This is a genomic window from Allobosea sp. 2KB_26, from assembly GCF_052115715.1.
Taxonomy (GTDB): Bacteria; Pseudomonadota; Alphaproteobacteria; order Rhizobiales; family Beijerinckiaceae; genus Allobosea.
On record NZ_JBFRHE010000016.1, the window covers coordinates 1 to 20,184 of the forward strand.

18 protein-coding genes are annotated in these 20,184 nt (G+C 64.1%); 8 read left to right on the top strand and 10 right to left on the bottom strand.

The genetic code is table 11. The features are described from left to right. Nucleotides 1-212: 212 nt before the first annotated feature. The 3 genes from AB4099_RS28495 to AB4099_RS28505 all read right to left on the bottom strand — a co-directional run bounded on the left by AB4099_RS28495 (nt 213) and on the right by AB4099_RS28505 (nt 2,917). Nucleotides 213-1,040: an AprI/Inh family metalloprotease inhibitor gene (locus tag AB4099_RS28495; protein WP_162768410.1), complete on the bottom strand. Its 828-nt coding sequence runs from the start codon at nt 1,038-1,040 to the stop codon at nt 213-215. Further along, nucleotides 1,025-1,984 (bottom strand): 2-hydroxyacid dehydrogenase, encoded by a 960-nt coding sequence (locus tag AB4099_RS28500; protein WP_441480585.1) that lies wholly within the window; start codon nt 1,982-1,984, stop codon nt 1,025-1,027. Before AB4099_RS28500 ends, AB4099_RS28495 begins: the two co-directional genes overlap by 16 nt. 171 nt (nt 1,985-2,155) lie before the next feature. Next, entirely contained in the window at nt 2,156-2,917 is a 762-nt protein-coding gene (locus tag AB4099_RS28505) for a FadR/GntR family transcriptional regulator (RefSeq protein WP_113518046.1), read from the bottom strand. A 258-nt stretch (nt 2,918-3,175) separates the two neighbouring features. Between AB4099_RS28505 and AB4099_RS28510 the strand changes: the two genes are divergently transcribed. The 5 genes from AB4099_RS28510 (at nt 3,176) to AB4099_RS28530 (ending at nt 8,618) form a co-directional block, all read left to right on the top strand. Continuing rightward, a complete protein-coding gene (locus AB4099_RS28510; protein WP_441480586.1) occupies nt 3,176-4,228 on the top strand; it encodes an ABC transporter ATP-binding protein in 1,053 nt (350 codons plus the stop codon). Between the two features lie 176 nt (nt 4,229-4,404). Further along, nucleotides 4,405-5,724, top strand: a complete 1,320-nt coding sequence (locus AB4099_RS28515) for an ABC transporter substrate-binding protein (RefSeq protein WP_441480587.1) — start codon at nt 4,405-4,407, stop codon at nt 5,722-5,724. A gap of 82 nt (nt 5,725-5,806) precedes the next feature. Continuing rightward, the gene (locus tag AB4099_RS28520) at nt 5,807-6,754 is read left to right on the top strand and encodes a carbohydrate ABC transporter permease (protein ID WP_069882381.1); all 948 of its coding nucleotides are present in this window, start codon (nt 5,807-5,809) and stop codon (nt 6,752-6,754) included. An 11-nt stretch (nt 6,755-6,765) separates the two neighbouring features. Continuing rightward, the gene (locus tag AB4099_RS28525) at nt 6,766-7,671 is read left to right on the top strand and encodes a carbohydrate ABC transporter permease (RefSeq protein WP_441480588.1); all 906 of its coding nucleotides are present in this window, start codon (nt 6,766-6,768) and stop codon (nt 7,669-7,671) included. A gap of 47 nt (nt 7,672-7,718) precedes the next feature. Further along, complete coding sequence (locus tag AB4099_RS28530; protein WP_162768312.1) at nt 7,719-8,618, top strand: NAD(P)-dependent oxidoreductase; 900 nt, start codon at nt 7,719-7,721, stop codon at nt 8,616-8,618. A gap of 7 nt (nt 8,619-8,625) precedes the next feature. Here AB4099_RS28530 and AB4099_RS28535 read toward each other — a convergent pair whose 3' ends face one another. After that, nucleotides 8,626-9,705, bottom strand: coding sequence for a LacI family DNA-binding transcriptional regulator (locus tag AB4099_RS28535; protein ID WP_441480589.1), 1,080 nt, complete (start codon nt 9,703-9,705; stop codon nt 8,626-8,628). Nucleotides 9,706-9,803: 98 nt separating this feature from the next. On the opposite strand from AB4099_RS28535, the gene AB4099_RS28540 reads away from it, so the two are divergent. After that, the gene (locus tag AB4099_RS28540) at nt 9,804-10,721 is read left to right on the top strand and encodes an NAD(P)-dependent oxidoreductase (protein WP_441480590.1); all 918 of its coding nucleotides are present in this window, start codon (nt 9,804-9,806) and stop codon (nt 10,719-10,721) included. A 13-nt stretch (nt 10,722-10,734) separates the two neighbouring features. On the opposite strand, the gene AB4099_RS28545 is transcribed toward AB4099_RS28540, so the two are convergent. The 5 genes from AB4099_RS28545 to AB4099_RS28565 form a co-directional block, all read right to left on the bottom strand. Beyond that, nucleotides 10,735-11,649: a DMT family transporter gene (locus AB4099_RS28545; protein WP_441480591.1), complete on the bottom strand. Its 915-nt coding sequence runs from the start codon at nt 11,647-11,649 to the stop codon at nt 10,735-10,737. Between the two features lie 97 nt (nt 11,650-11,746). Then, on the bottom strand, nt 11,747-12,229 hold the full coding sequence (locus tag AB4099_RS28550) for a MarR family winged helix-turn-helix transcriptional regulator (protein ID WP_441480592.1): 483 nt from the start codon (nt 12,227-12,229) through the stop codon (nt 11,747-11,749). A 93-nt stretch (nt 12,230-12,322) separates the two neighbouring features. Continuing rightward, a complete protein-coding gene (locus AB4099_RS28555; protein WP_113517144.1) occupies nt 12,323-12,904 on the bottom strand; it encodes an NAD(P)H-dependent oxidoreductase in 582 nt (193 codons plus the stop codon). Between the two features lie 2 nt (nt 12,905-12,906). Beyond that, complete coding sequence (locus tag AB4099_RS28560; protein WP_441480593.1) at nt 12,907-14,334, bottom strand: FAD-binding oxidoreductase; 1,428 nt, start codon at nt 14,332-14,334, stop codon at nt 12,907-12,909. Then, the gene (locus tag AB4099_RS28565; RefSeq protein ID WP_441480594.1) at nt 14,331-15,659 is read right to left on the bottom strand and encodes a cytosine deaminase; all 1,329 of its coding nucleotides are present in this window, start codon (nt 15,657-15,659) and stop codon (nt 14,331-14,333) included. Before AB4099_RS28565 ends, AB4099_RS28560 begins: the two co-directional genes overlap by 4 nt. A gap of 222 nt (nt 15,660-15,881) precedes the next feature. Here AB4099_RS28565 and folD point away from each other — a divergent pair, with 222 nt between their 5' ends. Continuing rightward, complete coding sequence (gene folD, locus AB4099_RS28570; protein ID WP_113517147.1) at nt 15,882-16,742, top strand: bifunctional methylenetetrahydrofolate dehydrogenase/methenyltetrahydrofolate cyclohydrolase FolD; 861 nt, start codon at nt 15,882-15,884, stop codon at nt 16,740-16,742. Between the two features lie 136 nt (nt 16,743-16,878). Here the strand turns inward: folD and lpdA are convergent, their stop codons facing one another. Continuing rightward, on the bottom strand, nt 16,879-18,276 hold the full coding sequence (gene lpdA / locus AB4099_RS28575) for a dihydrolipoyl dehydrogenase (protein WP_441480595.1): 1,398 nt from the start codon (nt 18,274-18,276) through the stop codon (nt 16,879-16,881). Between the two features lie 221 nt (nt 18,277-18,497). On the opposite strand from lpdA, the gene AB4099_RS28580 reads away from it, so the two are divergent. Further along, entirely contained in the window at nt 18,498-20,159 is a 1,662-nt protein-coding gene (locus AB4099_RS28580) for an L-lactate permease (protein WP_113517149.1), read from the top strand. Nucleotides 20,160-20,184 lie beyond the last annotated feature (25 nt).

Below are 20,184 nucleotides of genomic sequence, written 5' to 3' on the forward strand. Positions count from 1 at the left end.
GCCGCCATGCGCACGATCCGCTCTCGACCCAGCGGCGTCAGCCGGGCATTCTTGTGGATGTTCATCCGGTTCCTCCCCGAGGGCTCTGAAGCTTCGCAACCTCAGCTTCCTCGCTCGGGACCGGATGGACAACCTATTGAGAGCTCACATCTAGCCCTTTGTCTTCGCATCGGCTTTCCCGAATACCGCAAACCACTTTTCGGGCCGGTGCTTTAGGGCGCGAGCTTGCGCAACATTAGCGGCGCGCCCACCGCAGGGTCCTTGCGCCATTGGCCGTTCTCGAAGACGAGATCGACGCTGTGTCCCTTGCGCGCAACCAGCGATAGGCGTCCGGCGGCATAGCGCCAGCCGACGGGATCGAAGATCGTCAAGCCGGTATCGTCGCAGCGCCCGTCAAAACGGGCGGGAGCGCCACCGGGTGAGTTTGCGGGACCGGCCACAAGCATGAGGCGACATCCCTCGCGGTTCTGCTGGCGCATGGTGACATAACGTCCGGGCACGGCGTCGGTCGCCGGCGCACCCGCCGGGTCGACGACAGTCGGCCGGGCCGCGGCGGTCGCGGCGCGTTCCGCCGCACTCGGAGGCACCGGACGCGCGCTGCGCGGATGGTCCTTCGGATCCAGCAGATAGTCCTGCCCATCGGTGCCCTTGCCATTCAGGCCAGCGGCCGACTTGCTGAGCGTGATCACGGCCTTGCCGGCCTCGTCATTCAGACGCAGCCCGCCTCCTTCAGCCGCGCTCCAGGACACAATCTGCCCGATAATGGGCAATGCCCGCCGGCAGGTGGCAGGGAAGCGCAATTGCCGTCCCTGCCCCGACTGTTCCACCCCAAGGGTAATGGTGCATTGGCGCGGCGCGCCGACCTGTTCGAGGTTCCAGGCACCGATCAAGGGGCGAACGGTGTCAGGCGCGGTCTCCGCCCCTTTCGGGAGCGGCGGCCTCTGCGCCTGTACTGCCCCCGCGAATAGGACGCCCGCCATAAACGGCAGGCATCCTCGACTCATCGGAACCAAAATGCGGTGTCTCAGGCTTTCTTCCATGGCGTCTCGGCAACCGGCGTCAGTGGACCCTTGCCATCGAACCATGAAACCAGGTTGTCGACCAGAAGCTGGCCCATCTGTTCACGCGTATGCACCGATGCCGATCCGACATGCGGCAACAGCACCACATGATCCATCGCGATCAGTTCGGCCGGCACGCGCGGCTCGTCCTCGAAGACGTCGAGGCCAGCCGAAAGAATGACCTTGTTCTTGAGCGCCTCGATCAATGCCTGTTCGTCGATCACCGAACCGCGGCCGACATTGATGACGATGCCATTCGGGCCGAGCGCCTTCAGGACGTCGGCATTGATCATGTGATGAGTCGAAGCTCCGCCGGGCGCAACCGAGATCAGGGTGTCGACATCGGCCGCCATCTCGATCAGCGAAGCATAGTAGCGATAAGGCACGTCGGCCTGACGGGTGCGGCCATGATAGCTGACTGGCAGGCCGAAGGCCTCGATGCGCTGCGCCACGGCCTTGCCGATTCGGCCGAGCCCGACAATGCCGACCTTGCGGGTCCGCAGCGAGGTCGTCAGCGGATAGGCCTTCTCCAGCCACTTGCCGGCACGCAGGTAACGGTCGACCTGCGGCAGCTGGCGCACCGTCGCGAGTAGCAGGCCGAGCGCCAGATCCGCGACCTCATCGGTCAGCACGTCCGGCGTATTGGTGACGATCAGCCCGCGCTTGCCGGCTTCCTTGGCATCGACGGTGTCGTAACCGACGCCGAAATTGGCGACGATCTCCAGCTTTGGCAGGGCGTCGAACAGTGCGCCGTCGATCCTGACATGCGCGCCGCCGCCGGCAACACCACGAACCTTGCCGCCGATCTCCTTCAGCATGGCGGCCCGGTCCTCTGCCTTCCAGAGTTCATGCACCGTGAAACGGGCCTTCAACTGGTCGGCAGCATAGGCCATCAGCGGGCCGGTCATGATGATTTCGGTCATATCGTGAACTTTCGTCGGGCGTGGGTGTCAGAGCGGCTGGCTTGATTTCAATTCTTTAAAACGATTAGATCGCGAAACCTCAAGGCCTCCGCTACGCGGCATCGGCAGAGCAGTACTACACGGGCTGCAGAGCGAGAAAAGCGCGTCTTTGTCATATGTAGTATGACTTATTCAGGCGATTTTCGGAGTGTTCTGCTGTCCTGCCCAGGCCAGGAAGGTGAGCGTGGTATTCAGACTATCCGTGACGAGCGCGCTCATCCGGGCTGCGGCGAGATCTCCGTCCCGCTGGATGATCGCATCGAGCACCCGTTCGTGGTCGAACAGCGAGGTGACATAGAAGCCCTGATCGTCTCCCGACTTCAGCAGCAGCGACCATTGGATCGTCGCCGAGACGACGCTTGCCAGACATTGCAGCGTCGAATTCTGCGCCGCAGCGAGGATCGCCTCGTGGAAAGCCAGGTCGGCACGGATGGTTGCCTCGGCATAGGGCGGGTTGTCGATCATCCCGTGGTAGCCGGCTTGGATTCGCGCGAGATCGGCAGGCGTACGTCGCAGTGCCGCAAGCCGCGCCGCGCTCGGCTCGACAAAACTGCGCAACTCGAACAGGTCGCGAATGAATTTCTCGTTCGGGTCGGCCTCGAAATGCCAGGACAGCACGTCGGGGTCGAGCAGGTTCCAGCCGTCACGCGGCGCCACCCGGGTGCCGCTCTTGGGGCGCGCCTCGACCAACCCCTTCGCCGTCAGGTACTTCACGGCTTCGCGATAGGCTGTGCGCGAAACCGAGATTTCGGATTTCAGATCGGCCTCGTTCGGCAGCAGTTCGCCGGCCTTGAACGTCCCTGAAATGATCGCGACCGCGAGCTTCTGAGCCACCTGCCCGAACAGGCGGTCGGGATTCAGGGTCGTCGGCCGCGAAAAGTCGCGCACCCGCATCGGCTGGCGTCCTCACCCGTTTTCAATCGCTCCCAAGCCGCGGGAAAGCGGTTTCAATGGAACGATTCCGGCGCTTGACACGCCTGTCCGTATCGTATGACTTTATCGCAGATGGAACCCGGCGCAACAGGCACTGCCTGGTCTGCGGCGCTTTTCGTCGGTCGGTCACGAGAAGCCGGCAGCAGCGGCGGTGCGGAGTGCCCGGACACGGGCCGATACCGGACCCCAGAGGAAACTTAAGTCCGAGAGAGGGTTCAGATGGCCTCAGTCCAGATCGCTGATGTGCGCAAGGCTTACGGCTCGACGCAGGTCATCCATGGCGTCGATATCGACATCAACGATGGCGAGTTCGTTATTCTGGTCGGCCCCTCGGGCTGCGGAAAATCGACCCTTCTGCGCATGATCGCCGGGCTGGAGAATATTTCCGGCGGCGAGATCCGCATCGGCCCGCGCGTCGTCAACGACGTACCGCCGAAAGAGCGCGACATCGCCATGGTATTCCAGAACTACGCACTCTATCCGCATATGACGGTGGCCGACAACATGGCCTTCTCGATGAAGTTGCGGAATGCCCCCAAGGCCGAGATCGACGAGCGCGTCAACAAGGCCGCCGGCATTCTCGGCCTCAACAAGCTGCTCGACCGCTATCCGCGCCAGCTTTCGGGCGGTCAGCGCCAGCGTGTCGCCATGGGCCGCGCGATCGTGCGCGATCCGCAGGTCTTCCTCTTCGACGAACCGCTCTCGAATCTCGACGCCAAGCTGCGCGTGCAGATGCGCACCGAGATCAAGGAACTGCATCAGCGTCTCAAGACCACGACGGTCTACGTCACGCACGACCAGATCGAGGCCATGACCATGGCCGACAAGATCGTGGTGATGCATGACGGCATTGTCGAGCAGATGGGCGCTCCGCTCGACCTCTACGACCGGCCGAATAACCTCTTCGTGGCGGGCTTCATTGGCTCGCCGTCGATGAATTTCCTCAAAGGCAAGATCACCGCGGCCGGGTTCGAGACCGAGGGCGGCGTGATCTGGCCCATCGGGCAGCATCCGGCCGATTCGAACGGCAAGGCTGCGGTTTTCGGCATCCGTCCGGAGCATGTCCAGCTCAACCCGAATGGCCTCAAGGCCGAGGTCGTGGTCATCGAACCGACCGGCTCCGAGACGCAGGTCGTCGTGCGCTGCGGCGGGCAGGAACTGACCTGCGTCTTTCGCGAGCGCATCACGGCCAAGCCTGGCGAGACCATCGGCATCACGCCGGACACCAGCGTGACGCATCTGTTCGACGCCGCCACCGGCAAGCGTATCTGAGCTTCTGACTGCGGAGGCCCGCGCCGCGTTGCGCCCTGGCCCGCATGACATGACGTTACGACAGGCCAGTCCAGATGCTGGTTGGCCTGGCGCATCCAAAAGAGCCGGCGACGGCTTCCAGGGACGGGTCGCAGGCGAAATAAAAAAGGTCCCTTCTTTCCGGGAAGGAACAACCAATGACGATTTCAAGACGCGATATGCTGCTAGGCAGCGCGGGCGTGGCCGCGGGCGCCGGCCTGATGGGGCACTTGGGAACCGCCCCCGCCTTCGCCCAGGCGGGCGCTCCAAAATTCACGCCCGAGCCGGGCGCTCAATTGCGCGTCCTGCGCTGGGCCCCCTTCGTCAAGGGTGAGGAAGACGCCTGGCTCGCCAATACCAAGAAGTTCACCGACGCGACCGGCGTCCAGGTCCGTATCGACAAGGAAGGCTGGGAGGACATCCGCCCGAAGGCAGCGGTTGCGGCCAATGTCGGCGCCGGCCCCGACATCGTCTTCGTCTGGTTCGACGATGCCTTCCAGTATCCGGACAAGCTGCTCGACGTCTCTGACCTCGCCAATTATCTCGGCGGCAAATATGGCGGCTGGTATCCTGGCCTCGAAGGCTACACCAAGAAGGATGGCAAGTTCATTGGCCTTCCGCTGGCGGCCATCGCGAACGCGATCCTGTATCGCGAGAGCTGGGTCAAGGAAGCCGGACACTCGACCTTTCCGACCAAGACCGATGCTTTCCTCGATCTCTGCAAGGCGCTGAAGGGTAAGGGCCACCCGGCCGGTTTCGCGCTCGGCAAGGCCGTAGGCGATGGCAACAACTTCGCCCATTGGCTGCTCTGGAGCCATGGCGGCCGTACCGTCGACGACAACGGCAAGGCCGCGATCAACAGCCCCGAGACGGTGGCTGCAATCAAATATGCCGCCGAGCTCTATAAGACCTTCATCCCGGGCACGGAAAGCTGGCTCGACATCAACAACAACCGTGCCTTCCTGGCTGGCGAAGTTTCGGTCACGGCCAACGGCGTCTCGCTGTATTATTCGGCCAAGAATGATCCGAAGCTCGCTGACATGGCCAAGGACATCAAATCGGCCAATCTGCCGGTGGGCCCGATTGGCCAGTCGGTCGAACTGCACCAGACGACCTCTTGTGTCGTTTTCAAGTACACGAAGTTCCCGCAGGCTGCGCAGGCCTATCTCCAGTTCATGTATGAGCAGGAACAGATGCCGACCTGGATCACCCAGGCGAGCGCCTATTGCTGCCAGCCGCTGAAGGCCTATGCCAACAACCCGGTCTGGACCTCGGACCCGGTCCACACGCCCTATCAGCGGGCCTCCGAGACGCTGCGGCCGAACGGCTATTCCGGCCCGCTCGGCTATGCCTCTGCAGCGGTGATGGCTGACTATGTCCTGCTCGACATGTTCGCCGAGGGCGCGACCGGCCAGCGTACGCCTGAGGAAGCGATCAAGCGGGCCGAGGCGCGCATCAACCGCTACTACCGCGTCTGATCGCTGCGATGAGACGGCGCGGCCACGGCCGCGCCTGCCGGCGGCGGACGGCCGCCGGCCCTGCATTCCAGGGAGGCCCATTATGGCTGACACCGCACTTGCGCGGCCAACCGAACGCGCCAAGCCGTCATTGCTGTCGCGACTGAGCCAGAGCCGCAACGGACTCGGCCTGCTCTTCATGGTCCCTGCGGCCATCTTCCTGCTTGTCTTCCTCGCCTGGCCGCTGGTGCTTGGCGTCTGGCTCGGCTTCACCGATACCCGCATCGGCCGGGCGGGCGTCTTCATCGGCCTCGAGAACTACGAGTCATTGCTCACGGACTCGGTGTTCCGGCTCGCGGTCTTCAACACCATCCTCTACACGGTCGTCGCCTCGGCCCTGAAATTCGCGCTCGGGCTCTGGCTGGCGCTGCTGCTGAATGAGCACCTGCCCTTCAAGGCCTTCATCCGCGCCATTGTGCTGCTGCCCTGGGTGGTGCCGACCGTGCTCTCGGCGATCGCCTTCTGGTGGATCTTCGACACCCAGTTCTCGGTGATCTCCTGGGCTCTGAAGGAGCTCGGCCTGATCTCGACCAATATCAACTTCCTCGGCGACACCACGAATGCACGCGCCTCGGTGATCGCGGCCAATGTCTGGCGTGGCATTCCCTTCGTCGCGATCTCGCTGCTGGCCGGCCTGCAGACCATTTCGCCCTCGCTCTACGAGGCCGCGATGCTGGACGGCGCGACCAACTGGCAGCGCTTCCGCTTCATCACCTTGCCGTTGCTCTCGCCGATCATCGCGGTGGTGATGACCTTCTCGGTGCTGTTCACCTTCACCGATTTCCAGCTCATCTACGTGCTGACCCGCGGCGGCCCGCTCAACGCCACTCACCTGATGGCGACCCTCTCCTTCCAGCGCGCCATTCCGGGTGGCCAACTCGGTGAAGGCGCGGCAATCGCGGTCGCGATGATCCCCTTCCTGCTCGGAGCGATCCTGTTCAGCTATTTCGGCCTGCAGCGGCGGAAATGGCAGCAGGGCGGCGCGGACTGAGGACGCCAGCCATGACCGACATCAGCCAACCGACCGCCCCGCGCGTTCAGCTCACCGACGAAAGCGTCGGCACCAGCTACATGGCCAACCTGCCGCGTCGGCTGGTGACCACCTGGTTGCCGCTCCTCGTCTTCATCTTCGTGCTGTTGTTTCCATTCTACTGGATGGGCGTGACGGCGCTGAAACCCAATCACGAGTTGACGGATTTCAAAAGCCAAAACCCGCTCTGGCCGGGCGAGCCTACGCTGCGCCACATCAAATATCTGCTGTTCGAAACCACCTATCCGCACTGGCTGCTTAACACGATCGTGGTCTCGATCGGATCGACGATCCTGTCGCTCACCGCCGCCGTGTTCGCCGCCTATGCGATCGAGCGTCTGCGCTTCACCGGCTCGCGGATCACCGGTCTGGCGATCTTCCTCGCCTATCTCGTTCCGCCCTCGATCCTGTTCATTCCGCTTGCCGTGCTGATCTTCGGCTTCGGCATCTACGACACCAAGTTCGCGCTGATCTTCACCTATCCGACCTTTCTGGTGCCGTTCTGCACCTGGCTTCTGATGGGTTATTTCCGCTCGATCCCCTACGAGCTGGAGGAATGCGCGCTCGTCGACGGCGCCAGCCGCTGGCAGATCCTGGTCAAGATCATCCTGCCGCTGGCGGTGCCAGGGCTGATCTCGGCCGGCATCTTCGCCTTTACCCTCTCCTGGAACGAGTTCATCTACGCGCTCACCTTCATCCAGTCCTCGGAGAACAAGACCGTTGCGGTCGGCGTGCTCACCGAGCTGGTGCGCGGGGACGTCTATGAATGGGGGGCGCTGATGGCCGGCGCGTTGCTCGGCTCGCTCCCGGTCGTCATTCTCTACTCCTTCTTCGTCGAGCATTACGTCTCGTCGATGACCGGAGCGGTGAAGGAATAATCAAGCGGGGCCCGCCGGGCCCCGCCTGCGTTTGAGGAACTGCTTTCGTGAACGAGATCAAATCCATCGCCTTCGTCGGGCTCGGCGCCATGGGGGCGCCGATGGCCGAGAACCTCGTGAAGCGTCAGTTCCGGGTCACCGGCTTCGATATGCGCGAGAGCGCCCGCGAGGCGCTGGTCTCAGCCGGGGGCCACGCTGCCGAGAGCGCCGCGGCGGCCGCAAAGGATGCCGATGCGCTCGTCATGATGGTCGTCAATGCCGCGCAGGCGAGGTCAGTCCTGTTCGAGGCCGGCACCCTGGCGGCACTCGCGCCCGGCGCAAGCGTGCTGCTGATGGCCACCTGCCCTCCCGGCGAGGTCGAGGCGATCGCGACGGAGGTCACGAAAACCGGCCGGCACCTCGTCGATGCTCCCGTCTCCGGCGGCATCAGCGGCGCGCGCGGCGCGACGCTGACCATCATGGTCGGTGCCCCGCAGGAGAGTTTCGCACTGGCCAAGCCCGTGCTCGATGCGATGGGCGACAAGGTCTTCCATGTCGGCCAGAAGCCCGGGCAGGGCGCGACCGTGAAGACGGTCAACCAACTGCTCTGCGGCGTCCATATCGCGGTCGCGGCCGAGGCACTCTCGCTCGCCGAGAAGGCCGGGATCGACGGCAGGATCCTCTTCGAGATCATGGGCGGCTCGGCCGCCTCGTCCTGGATGCTGCGGGATCGCGGTCCGCGCATGCTGCTGGACGATGCCCCCGTCGCCAGTGCGGTCGATATTTTCGTCAAGGATCTCGGGATCGTCCTCGATGCCGGCCGAGCCGCCAGGACAGCACTGCCGCTCGCCGCCGCCGCGCATCAGATGTTCCTGGCGAGTTCCGGCCTCGGCCATGGCGCGCGCGACGATTCGCAGGTCGTGCGGGCCTATCGCGCGCTCAACGCCAAACCCGCGAATGATCCGTGAGCGGGATCTAGCGTTTGGGCGGTGTCGTCGTGCCTCGCACGATGAGCTCCGGCGTCAGCACGATCCGCTGCGTCGGCGCGGTCGGATTCTCGATGCGCCTGATCAGCAGTTCCGCCGATTTGCGGCCCATCTCATCCTGGAAGTTCTTCAGCGTGGTCAGCGCCGGATACCACTGAGCCGCTTCCTGCACGTCGTCGCAGCCCACGAGCGAGAACTCGACCCCGGCCTCCAGCCCACGATGACGCAAGCCGAGCATCGCGCCGAAGGCGATGAGGTCATTGAAGCAGACGGCCGCGGTTGGCGGGTTCTCCGCATCGAGCACCTTCTGAATGCCCTTGAGGCCGTTCTCGCGGGTGCCGATCGACGCATAGACCAACGCAGGATCAAGCGGAATCCCGTGCCGGGCGAGCGTCTCGCAGTAGCCGCGGTACCGGTTCCGGCCCGTCGAGATCAGGTTGTTTTCGCCGAGGAAGGCGATGCGCCGGTGGCCAAGCCCGATCAGATGTTCGAGCGCCAGCACGGTGCCATGATGATCATCCGACCCCACGAAATCGAGGTCGAGGCCCGGAATCTCCCGGGAGAGCTGGACCAGCGGAACACCGGCCGCAATCAGATGGCCGAAGGTTTCAGCCGTGCTGCCGCCTGCGGCACAGATCACCATACCATCGGGCCGGTACTCCTTCAGGGTGTTCAGGACGCGGTCCTGCCGCTCCAGGTTCTCCGCATAGGTGCCGAGCAGGATCGAGCGGCCATGCGCCGTCGCCGTTTCCTCGATCGCGGCCAGGAGTTCGGCGAAATAGGGATTGGTGATGTCGTGGAAGCCGACGCCGAGGATATTGGTGCGGTCGGTTCTCAGCGAGGCGGCGCTGCGGTTGTAGCTGTAGCCCATGTCGCGCGCGATCTGCTGTACCCGCAGCCGCGTCGCATCCGCGACGAGAGGCGAGCCGCGCAGGGCCAGCGACACCGTCGCCGTCGACACAGAGAGGTGGTCGGCGATGATCTGCAACGTCACGCGCCCACGGCCCGGTGCAGCCAGTCCCGCCTTCCCGGCTGGCTCGGCCTCCGGGATGTGGCCGTTGCTGGTCATGACACGCCCTCTTCAGACGGAAGCGAAAGAGTCCCGCGAGTTTCAACCGGCCTGCGAAAGGCCGTCTGACCGAGTCCTTCTCATATAAGTCGGAGAAATTGAAGATGAGCACCGCGAAAGAGTCCATCGGCTTCATCGGCGTCGGCCTGATGGGGCAAGGCATGGCCCGCAACCTGCTCGACAAGGGCTTCCAGCTCACAGTGATGGGCCACCGCAACCGAAAGCCGGTCGAGGAGTTGGTGGCGGCTGGCGCGACGGAGGCCAGGACGCCGAAGGAACTGGCTTCGCAGGCGACGATCATCTTCCTGTGCGTGACCGGCTCGCCCCAGGTCGAGGCCGTGCTGAACGGCCCGGACGGCATCGTCGCCGGCGCCAGGCCGGGCACGACCGTGGTCGATTGCTCGACCTCCGATCCCGGTTCGACCATCCGCCTTGCTGCCGAACTCGAGGCGAAGGGCCTGAATCTCTGCGACGCACCGCTCGGCGGCACGCCGGCACAAGCCGTCCAGGGACAGCTCTCGACCATGATCGGTGCCAGCGATGCGGTCTTCGCCCGCATCAAGCCGGCCTGCCAGGCCTGGGCGCAGAAGGTCGTCCATCTCGGCCCCGTCGGTGACGGCCACAAGATGAAGCTGCTCAACAACTTCCTGTCGATGGGCTATGGCGCGATCTATTCGGAGGCCCTCGCGCTGGCCCAGAAGATCGGCATCTCGCCGCAGACCTTCAACAGCGTACTCTCCGGCAGCCGGATGGATTGCGGCTTCTATCAGACCTTCATGAAATACGTGCTGGAGCGCGACCGCGACGCGCACAAGTTCACGCTGGTCAACGCGCTGAAGGATGTGCGCTATCTCGAAGGCGTCGCCAATGCGGCAGGCGTCCCGAACCCGATCGGCAACGCCGTCAAGAACGCTTATGCTTCTGCCGTCGCCAATGGCCGGGGCGATGACTACGTGCCGATGCTCTCCGACTGGATTGCGGAGCAGAGCGGCGTTTCGCTGGTACGGAAGGGCTGAGCCCTGCCAGCGCTCAGTCGAGTCGGGCCGAGCCTTCGGGCACGGCCCGGACCCGCTCGCGATAGAGCAGATAGAGGCCCGACGAGATCACGATGGCTGCGCCGATGAAGGTCCAGCGGTCGGGAAGCTGCCCGAAGACGAGATAGCCCAGCGCGACCATCCAGACGATCTGCGAATAGATGAACGGAGCCAGCACCGTCGCGGGCGCCAGCCGGTGCGCCAGGATCAGCAGCCAATGACCGAAACCACCCATGGCGCCGGTCACCAGCATCAGCGCCCAAGGCAACGGTCCATCCGGCCAGGTCCAGAACAGGGGAATGAGCGGCAGCAGCGCGACCGTTCCCGCGACGCCGGAATAGACCATAGTCGTCTCCGGCGGGTCGAAGGCCGCCAAAAGCCGGGTCGAGATCGAATAGAACGCATAGCAAACGACGCCGATCATGCAGAGCAACGCCGCCGGATGCATGCCGCCGAGGCCGGGCCGTGTGATGACGAGCACGCCGATGAACCCGATACCGATCGCGACGAGCCGGCGCGGCCCCGGCCATTCGCCGAGCAGCGGCCCGGAAACCAGCGCCACCAAAAGCGGCGTCGCGAACATGATCGACACGGTCTCGGCGAGCTGCAGATATTTCAGCGCGAAGAAGTTCAGGCCCGTCGAACCGAGCAGCAACAGCGAACGGACTGCCTGCAGCCAGGGCTTCTTGGTGCGCAGGATACCGGGATGGCTCCAGGGGTTCAGCAGCAGCGAGACCAGGATCATGCTGCCGGCATAGCGCGCGAACACCACCTGAAGCGGGTCCATATGACCGGCCAGCCATTTCGCGCTGGTATCGAGCAGTGAGAAACACAGCACAGCGCCGCACATCAGCCCGATGGCGATCAGGCGGGAGCGGCCCGTTTCCGGTCGATGGGAATAGGCGGGCAAAGGACCGTCCCGTCATGCGTGAGGAGAATGACGGAGAGAGATTTAACCGATTTAGGGAACGACGCCAGCGCCAGAGGGCATGCGTTCCATGCGCTGATCAGGCCTCAGCCTCGGCCTCGTCGCCATCAGCGTCAGGCTCGTCGATCTCAGCCCCCGCCTTGGACAGGCCCTTCGAGGCCTTGCGCAGCAGCTTACGGAGCTGCTTGCGCTCCTTGGCGTCGAGCTTTTCCAGCAGTTCGTCCTCGACCTGATTCCAGACCGCATCGAGCGCAGCCGCGGTCTTCTGACCGTGCTCGGTCAACGCGACCTGAACCAGCCGGCCATCGCGGCTACCGCCCTCGCGCGTCACCAGCCCCTGCAAGGAGAGCCGGCCAATGGTCTTGGACACGGTCGGCGGTTTGACCCGAAGCAGGGTCGCGAGTTCGCCCATCGTCATCGGGGCTGGCTGGAGGGCCTTCAGCGCCTGCTCCTGCCCGGGAAAGAGCCCGAGACCGTTGAGCCTCTCGCCCATGCGCGCCCGATGCAGGCGCGCGGCCACAAGGAGAGCTCGACCGACGCTTTTCTCGAGGGACTTGGTCATGAGCCGGTCCTTGGAAACTGCTCGGAAATCTATTCGCCGGCTCTGAGATCGCTTGCGATCATGACAGTGTGATGACGCAAGTGCAGCGCACAATCACAGAGTACGCATCTTTTTCGAGACGCGCGCAAGGAAGGCATCGCGGCTCCCTGCTGTCGCGCGATTCATGTCGTAGTGAGCCAGGTAATGCGGGCGCGCACTCGGATGACAAACGGCGCGCAGGGCCCGGCACACCACCTTGCGCGGCGGATCGCCCATCAGAAAGGCGCGCCAGCGCGAGCCGCCATAGGTCGTGACGGCCACGAGACGACGAATATTCCAGAGATTGGGCCTGACCTTGCCATCGTTCAGCTTGAACGAAACACCGGGCAGGAAGACGCGGTCGAAATAGCCCTTGAGGATCGCGGGATAGCCGAAATTCCAGACCGGAAAGCACAGGACCAGCGCCTCGGCTGCCCGCAGCCGCTCGACATAGCCGGCAACCGGAAGCGTGTTGCTGGCAACATCGTGATAGCCGACCCGGCCCTCCCGGCTCAGCACCGGATCGAAGCCTTCGGCATTGAGATCGCAATCGTCGACCTCATGGCCGGCCTCTTCGAGCCCCTTCACCACGGCCCTATGCAACGCCGCCCCAAAACTGTCCGGATCGGGATGAGCGTAGAGCACGAGCACGCGCATGATCAGCCACCCACGCCGGCATCGGCCAGGCTGCGGAACAGGAAGGTCTTGCCCGACTTGTAATCGTAGGACGGATCCTCCCAGGCGATCATCTTGCCGGGATTGAGCAGCCCCTGCGGATCGGCCTCGCGCTTGAAGGCGAGCTGCAGCTCGTCGGTCTGCTTCATGCCGCCTTCTTCCAAGGTGTAGCGATGCGGATTGAAGATCGGCGCCCCCATCTCCTCATGGATCGCCATGATCTCCTCGAGCCGCTCCTCGCTGGTGAAGCGGACCAGCGGCAGGCCAAAGCAGGTGACCTTGCCGTCGAAGCGGACGAATTCGAGATGGCAGCGCACCTCGTCGCCAAAGCGCTCATGGATGCGCTGGATCAGCTCGACCTGGTTCGGGAAGGGGTAGAGCACCTGGAGATAGGTGATGGATGGGTCAACCCGAAGGGCCCGCAGCGTCGTGTGGTTCCAGCCCAGCTCGTAGCCCGGCGGCAGGCCCTTGGCCTCTTCCGGCGAGAGTTTGTCGGACCGCATCAGCAGTTCGGCGCCGCGGAAATGCCGGGCATAAGCGAGCAGTGCATCGACTGCGAAATCCGCCGCCATGACGATCACGATATGACTGTCGCGCGGCAGGAATTTCTTGTGCCGCAGAAAATAGTCATGCGGCACTGGGGCCGCGACGACCGCGAGGTTCTTCAGCGCCAACCCGTCCTGCTCGCCGAGCGCATTGGCGAACTCGGTCGCCGCGCGCAGCGTGTCGAAGCCGAGGATGACGTCGACCCAGTCATAGGCGGGCCCGAGCGGCATCTCGACCTCGGCGATGATGCCGTTGGTGCCGTAGGCATGGGCAACCTTGTGCAGGTCGTCGCCGGTGAATTCGAGGATGCGGGGCGAGGCCTCCATCGTCGCGACCTTGAGCCGGATGATGTTGCCCCAGTCGCGCAGACCACCCCATTTGATCGAGCCGACGCCGCCCGAGCCCCCGGCGATGAAGCCGCCGATCGAGGCGGTCTGATAGGTCGAGGGATGCAGGCGCAGCTCCTGTCTGGAATGCGCCCGCGTCTGCTCGTCGATGCGGGCCATGATCGCACCCGGCTCGGCGACATAGCGTCCGGGCCCGATCGACTTGACCTTGTTGAACCCCGAGAGATCGAGCAGCACCCCACCGGAGAGCGGCATCGCCTGGCCGTAATTGCCCGTGCCGGTGCCGCGCGGCGTCACGGGAATGCCGAGTGCATGAGCGGCCGCAAGGACGTCCAGCACCTCGGCCTCGCTGGTCGGCGAAACGATGATGTCGGCCGTGACATGGTCGAGCTGGCGCTTGAGGGTCGGCGAGTACCAGAAGAAGTCACGGCTCTTCTGCTTCACCAGTGCCGGATTATCCTCGGTCCTGATCCCGCCGAGACGGCTCTTCAGGGCAGCGATGTCGTAGCGGGGGCTCATGCGCTCTTGCTCATCAGATGGTCGAGTTCGCGGTAGTCCGGCAGCGTCCGGTCGATCGCCTTGCCGGCGACCAGCACGGTGCGATCGGCCTGGGGGCGCGCAAAGAATTCGGTCCAGTCGCGGGCGCGGGTCAGGATCAGGTCGGCGGCCAGTCCCGGTGCCACAACGCCCTTGTCGGCGACGCCCATGATCGCGGCCGGCGCGCGCGCGATCATCGCCGCGAAATCGGTTGGGCCATGGTCGAGCTGGAGGATGCGGGTGCCTTCGCGCAGCACCTCGACGAGGTCGAGATCGCCATAGGCATAGAACGGATCGCGCGTATTGTCGGAGGCGATCATCACCGGCACGCCGGCGGCCTTCAGTTCGTGCAGCGCAGTGACTCCGCGCCAGCGCGGTGTGCGGCCGCCGTCACGGTCCTGCAGATACATGTTGCACATCGGCAGGGACACGACGGCAATGCCGGCTTGCCTGACCTTGGCGATGATCCGCGCCTCATCCTGCGGAGCCTGCACCGCGAGCGAACAGCAATGGCCGGCAAGGATCTTTCCGGTGAAGCGATGCCGGAGTGCAGCCTCGGCAATGTATTCAAGCGACCGCGCCGCCGGGTCATTGGTCTCATCGACATGGAAATCGAGGTCAAAGCCGTTCTCGATCGCCGTGCGGAAGACGATGTCGAGCGCCTCCGCGAGCTCCGGGATCATATAGGTAACGCAGCCGAAGATGCCGTCGCCATGCGCCTTCACGGCCCGCGTTACCGCCTGCATATGTTCTGCATCGAGCGCGAACTGGATGCCGAAAAGCGGCGAGGCCTGCAGCGCGACACGCCCTGCCCATTCCGCCCGCATCTCGGCCAGAACCGGCCAGGAGATGCCGATCTGCTTGCCGAGCGAGTCGATATGGGTGCGGACCGCGCTCGTGCCATGGGCGAAGGCGCAACGCAGGCCGAAATCCATGCGGGCACGCACGTCTTCCGACGTCCAGTTGGCCTCGCGATCGGCCATGACATTCTCGAGTGCGCCCATGAAGGTGCCATCCGGATTGCGGCGGCGCGGCCAGATATGGCCCTTGTCGAGATGGACATGCCCATCGACCAGCCGCGGCAGCACGATGCCGCCATCGAGATCGAGCCCGGGACCGCCCTTGGGCGCTTCCATGCCGGCCGGCAGGATCGACGCGATGCGCCCATCCTCGACGCGAAGATCGACCAGCGCCAGCCCGTCACGATCGGCCGCAAGGTCCGCGCCCTCGATCAGACAGAGCGGGGAGCGGACATTGGTCAGGCGGTAGCTGGTCGAGGCGGGAATGGCGGCAAATCCGGTCGTCACGTCGTCAGCTCTCCATCCCGTCAATCGCAGCCTTGCCCTCGCTCGATACAGGCCAGCATGAGTGGCGGCAAGGCGCCGATCACGCTGACGTCGCCGCAGGCAAGAACAGCGCCTGCGGCGCAAATGGCCAAGACGACGCGCATCGATAATGGTGCGTCGATACTTGCCGCCCGCGCGATGATCGCGCATGAGGAGCGCTCAGCGAAACACAGGCGGTGGGTCATGGCGGATCAGGCGCGCATCATCGACGGCAAGGCGGCAGCTGCGGCACTGCGTGCCGAGATCGGGCAGGAGATCGTCGCGATCAAGGCTGCGCGCGGCCTGGTACCCGGTCTGCATGTCGTGCTCGTCGGCGACGATCCGGCGAGCCGCGTCTATGTGAACTCGAAGGAAAAGCTCGCCGGCGAAATCGGCATGAATTCTGCCGTTCACCGTCTGCCGGCCGAGACCAGCGAAGCGCAACTGCTGGCCAAGGTCGCCGCGCTGAACGCCGACGACAGCGTCGACGGCATTCTGGTGCAATTGCCCTTGCCGAAGCACATCAATCCCGACCGTGTGATCGAGGCGATCGACCCCGCCAAGGACGTCGACTGCTTCCATCCGATCAATGTCGGCCGCCTCGCCAACGGACAGGCCAGCCTGATCCCGTGCACGCCGCTCGGCTCGATGATCCTGCTGAAGCAGACCCTGCCATCACTCGCCGGGCTGGAAGCCGTGGTGATCGGCCGCTCGGGCATCGTCGGCCGGCCGATGGCGCAGTTGCTGGTCCAGGCCGACTGCACCGTCACCATCGCCCATTCCCGCACCCGCGATCTTCCCGCAATCTGCCGGCGCGCCGACATCCTCGTCGCGGCGGTCGGGCGGCCGCATTTCGTCAAAGGTGACTGGATCAAGCCCGGCGCCACCATCATCGATGTCGGCATCAACCGCCTGCCCGACGGCAAGCTCGCCGGCGATGTCGACTTTGCCGAGGCCGTGAGGGTTGCAGGCGCGATCACCCCAGTACCGGGCGGCGTCGGCCCGATGACCATCGCCTGCCTGTTGCGCAACACGCTGACCGCCTTTCACGCAAGGCGGGGCTGATAAAGCCGAGGTCACGCGGAAGCCGGTTCTGCCTCCGCATCACCTGAAACGTGAAACGCCCGGCGAAGCGCCGGGCGTTTATCATATGGACTGAGTTTCCCGGGTCCTTCGCTTCGCCAGGGAAGGGAAATGCCGCTCACATATGGATCGCGCGTTTGTCGACCGCGAGCGCAGCCTCCTTGACCGCCTCGGCCAGCGTCGGATGCGCATGGCAGGTGCGGGCGAGATCTTCCGACGAACCGCCGAACTCCATCAGCACCGTGACTTCGGCGATCAGGTCGCCGGCATGCGGGCCGATGATATGGCAGCCGAGCACGCGGTCGGTCGCCGCATCGGCGAGGAACTTCACGAAACCCTCGGTATGGCGCATGGCGCGGGCGCGGCCGTTGGCAGTGAAGGGGAATTTGCCGATCTTGTAGGCGATGCCCGCAGCCTTCAGCTCCTCCTCGGTCTTGCCGATCGCGGCGACTTCGGGGGCCGTGTAGATGATGCTCGGGATGGCGTCATAGTTCACATGCCCGACCTTGCCGGCGATCAGCTCGGCCACCGCCATCCCCTCGTCCTCGGCCTTGTGAGCGAGCATCGGACCGCGCACCACGTCGCCGATGGCATAGATGCCCGCGACATTGGTCTTGAAATCGTCGTCGATCACGACGCGGCCACGCTCGGTCGCGACACCGGCGGCGTCCAGGCCGAGGCCATCGGTGTTCGGACGGCGGCCGATCGCGACCAGCACGATATCGGCAGACAGCGTCTTGGCCTCACCGCCGGCGGCGGGCTCGACCGTGACGGTCGCGCCCTTCTTGCCCGTCTCGACCTTGGTGACCTTGGAACCCAGGTGGAATTCGAAGCCCTGCTTCTGCAGGATGCGCTGGAACTGCTTGGCGATTTCGTCATCCATGCCGGGCAGGATGCGATCGAGATATTCGACCACGGTGACCTTGGCCCCGAGACGGCTCCAGACCGAACCGATTTCGAGACCGATCACGCCGGCGCCCACCACCAGCAGTTCCTTCGGCACGGACGCAAGCTCGAGTGCGCCGGTCGAGGTCACCACGGTCTTCTCGTCGATCTCGACACCCGGCAGGCCGGCCGCTTCCGAACCCGTCGCAATGACGATGTTCTTGGTCTCAAGGACCTGGCTCTTGCCGTCTGCGCCCGTGACCTCGACCTTCCCCGCGCCGGGGATGCTGGCGACGCCCTGGAAGGCCTCGATCTTGTTCTTCTTCAGCAGGAAGCCAACGCCGTTGACGTTCGCGTCGATCGTCTCCTGCTTGTGGACCATCATCTGCTTGAGATCGAGCTTGGGCGTGCCGACGCCGATGCCGAGGCTCGGGAAGGTGTGGCCGGCCTCTTCGAACATTTCCGACGCGTGCAGCAAGGCCTTGGACGGGATGCAGCCGACATTCAGGCAGGTGCCGCCATGAGTCTTGCGCTTCTCCACGACGGCGACCTTGAGGCCGAGCTGAGCGGCGCGGATGGCACAGACATAGCCCCCGGGGCCAGTACCGATGACGACGAGATCGTAGGACATGACTTCCTTCCGTTGAGCAGGCAATGCGCGCCGACACTCGCGGCGCGGCGTCTTACCGGCCGCAATACATCGCTTTGGCGCCGTCCGCCATGCCCGCAGTAGATGTCGTCCCTGCGAGCCCGGTTGCTATCATTTCCATTGATTAAGCGTATAATTCGCAACAATACCAAGAAACACATTTCGCGTTCCCGCCCTGGGATGGCTCAAGGGAAGATAGCGCCATGTGGAATCAGGTCTACGACCCATTCGGAAACAGCACCCTGTCGACGCTCGCTGCAGCGCTTCCGATCATGGTATTACTAGGTTTGATCGCATCCAATACAGTCAAAGCACATATTGCAGCGATCATCGCACTGGTTGTCGCGAACCTCGTCGCGATATTTATATTCACGATGCCGGCGGGAATGTCGATCCGCGCAACAGCGCTCGGCGCTGTAACGGGTTTCTTTCCAATTGGCTGGATCGTTCTGAACGTGATCTTTATCTACCGACTCACGGTCGAGAAAGGCGCCTTCGAGACCTTGCAGGTCACGATCGGCGGAGTAACCAACGATCGCCGGATTCAGTTGCTGCTGATTGCCTTCGCTTTCGGGGCCTTTTTCGAAGGCGCTTCCGGCTTCGGCACCCCGGTCGCGGTGACAGGCGCGATCCTGATCGGCCTTGGCTTCTCCCCCCTGGCGGCATCCGGTCTTTCCCTCATCGCCAATACGGCGCCGGTTGCCTTTGGCGCTCTCGGAACACCGATCCAGGGGCTCAGCCAGGTCACCGGGCTTGACCCCTTCCTGCTTGGAGCCATGGTCGGTCGGCAATTGCCGTTCTTCTCGTTGCTCGTGCCGTTCTGGTTGATCTGGGTCTTCGCCGGCCGGCGCGGCATGCTGCAGATCTGGCCAGCCATATTGGTCACCGGCGTCTCTTTTGCAGTGCCGCAGTTCCTCATCTCGAATTTCATCAATCCCTGGATCGTCGATATCGGCGCCTCGCTGATCTCGATGGCTTGCCTGATTGGCTTCCTGCAGGTCTGGAAACCGCGCGAGATCTGGACCTCGCCGGCCCTGCGCGGCCATGACGTCTCCGCAGAAGGTCGGATCGTACCGGCTGCGCCGACGGAACGGCCGGCGTCCGCGCGGGTCTGGATGGCACTGACCCCGTGGATCATCGTTTGCGCGATCCTGCTGATCTGGGGCACGGACTGGTTCAGGGCCAGCGCGAATTCCTGGGCAGTGTGGAGCTATCCGGTGCCGGATCTCCATAACCAGATCGCCAAGGTGGCACCGGTTGCGCCACGTCCGACCCCGGAGGCAGCGGTGTTCTCATTCACCTGGCTCTCCTATACCGGCTCAGGCTTGCTGATAGCCGCGATCATTTCCGGCTTCGTCATGGGGTTCACGCCAGGCCGCATGATCATGACCTATGTCCGGACGATCAGGCTCTGCGCCTATTCGCTGATCACCATTTCGGCCATGCTGGCAATTGGTACCCTGACCAGGCTCTCAGGCATCGACGCCACGCTCGGCCTCGCCTTTGCCAGGACCGGCGTGCTCTATCCCTTCTTCGGCACCCTGCTCGGCTGGCTCGGCGTGGCGCTGACGGGCTCGGATACCGCCTCGAACGTGCTGTTCGGCAATCTGCAAAAGGTCACCTCCGAACAGCTCGGCCTTTCGCCGATCCTGATGGGGGCCGCCAACTCGTCCGGTGGTGTCATGGGCAAGATGATCGATGCCCAGTCGATCGTCGTCGCCTCCACGGCGACAAACTGGTTCGGGCATGAGGGCACGATCCTGCGCTTCGTCTTCTGGCATTCGATCGCGCTGGCCTGCCTGGTCGGCGGCCTCGTGATGCTGCAGGCCTATGTCCACCCCTTCTCGGCCATGGTCGTGCACTGAAGCATCGGCCCGAAAAGTGGCTCAC

What these genes read in the sequence shown, in the direction of transcription:
- AB4099_RS28495 (WP_162768410.1), bottom strand. Translation starts at nt 1,040, where the DNA reads ATGGAAGAAAGCCTGAGACACCGCATTTTGGTTCCGATGAGTCGAGGA.
- AB4099_RS28500 (WP_441480585.1), bottom strand. Translation starts at nt 1,984, where the DNA reads ATGACCGAAATCATCATGACCGGCCCGCTGATGGCCTATGCTGCCGAC.
- AB4099_RS28505 (WP_113518046.1), bottom strand. Translation starts at nt 2,917, where the DNA reads ATGCGGGTGCGCGACTTTTCGCGGCCGACGACCCTGAATCCCGACCGC.
- AB4099_RS28510 (WP_441480586.1), top strand. Translation starts at nt 3,176, where the DNA reads ATGGCCTCAGTCCAGATCGCTGATGTGCGCAAGGCTTACGGCTCGACG.
- AB4099_RS28515 (WP_441480587.1), top strand. Translation starts at nt 4,405, where the DNA reads ATGACGATTTCAAGACGCGATATGCTGCTAGGCAGCGCGGGCGTGGCC.
- AB4099_RS28520 (WP_069882381.1), top strand. Translation starts at nt 5,807, where the DNA reads ATGGCTGACACCGCACTTGCGCGGCCAACCGAACGCGCCAAGCCGTCA.
- AB4099_RS28525 (WP_441480588.1), top strand. Translation starts at nt 6,766, where the DNA reads ATGACCGACATCAGCCAACCGACCGCCCCGCGCGTTCAGCTCACCGAC.
- AB4099_RS28535 (WP_441480589.1), bottom strand. Translation starts at nt 9,705, where the DNA reads ATGACCAGCAACGGCCACATCCCGGAGGCCGAGCCAGCCGGGAAGGCG.
- AB4099_RS28550 (WP_441480592.1), bottom strand. Translation starts at nt 12,229, where the DNA reads ATGACCAAGTCCCTCGAGAAAAGCGTCGGTCGAGCTCTCCTTGTGGCC.
- AB4099_RS28555 (WP_113517144.1), bottom strand. Translation starts at nt 12,904, where the DNA reads ATGCGCGTGCTCGTGCTCTACGCTCATCCCGATCCGGACAGTTTTGGG.
- AB4099_RS28560 (WP_441480593.1), bottom strand. Translation starts at nt 14,334, where the DNA reads ATGAGCCCCCGCTACGACATCGCTGCCCTGAAGAGCCGTCTCGGCGGG.
- folD (WP_113517147.1), top strand. Translation starts at nt 15,882, where the DNA reads ATGGCGGATCAGGCGCGCATCATCGACGGCAAGGCGGCAGCTGCGGCA.
- lpdA (WP_441480595.1), bottom strand. Translation starts at nt 18,276, where the DNA reads ATGTCCTACGATCTCGTCGTCATCGGTACTGGCCCCGGGGGCTATGTC.
- AB4099_RS28580 (WP_113517149.1), top strand. Translation starts at nt 18,498, where the DNA reads ATGTGGAATCAGGTCTACGACCCATTCGGAAACAGCACCCTGTCGACG.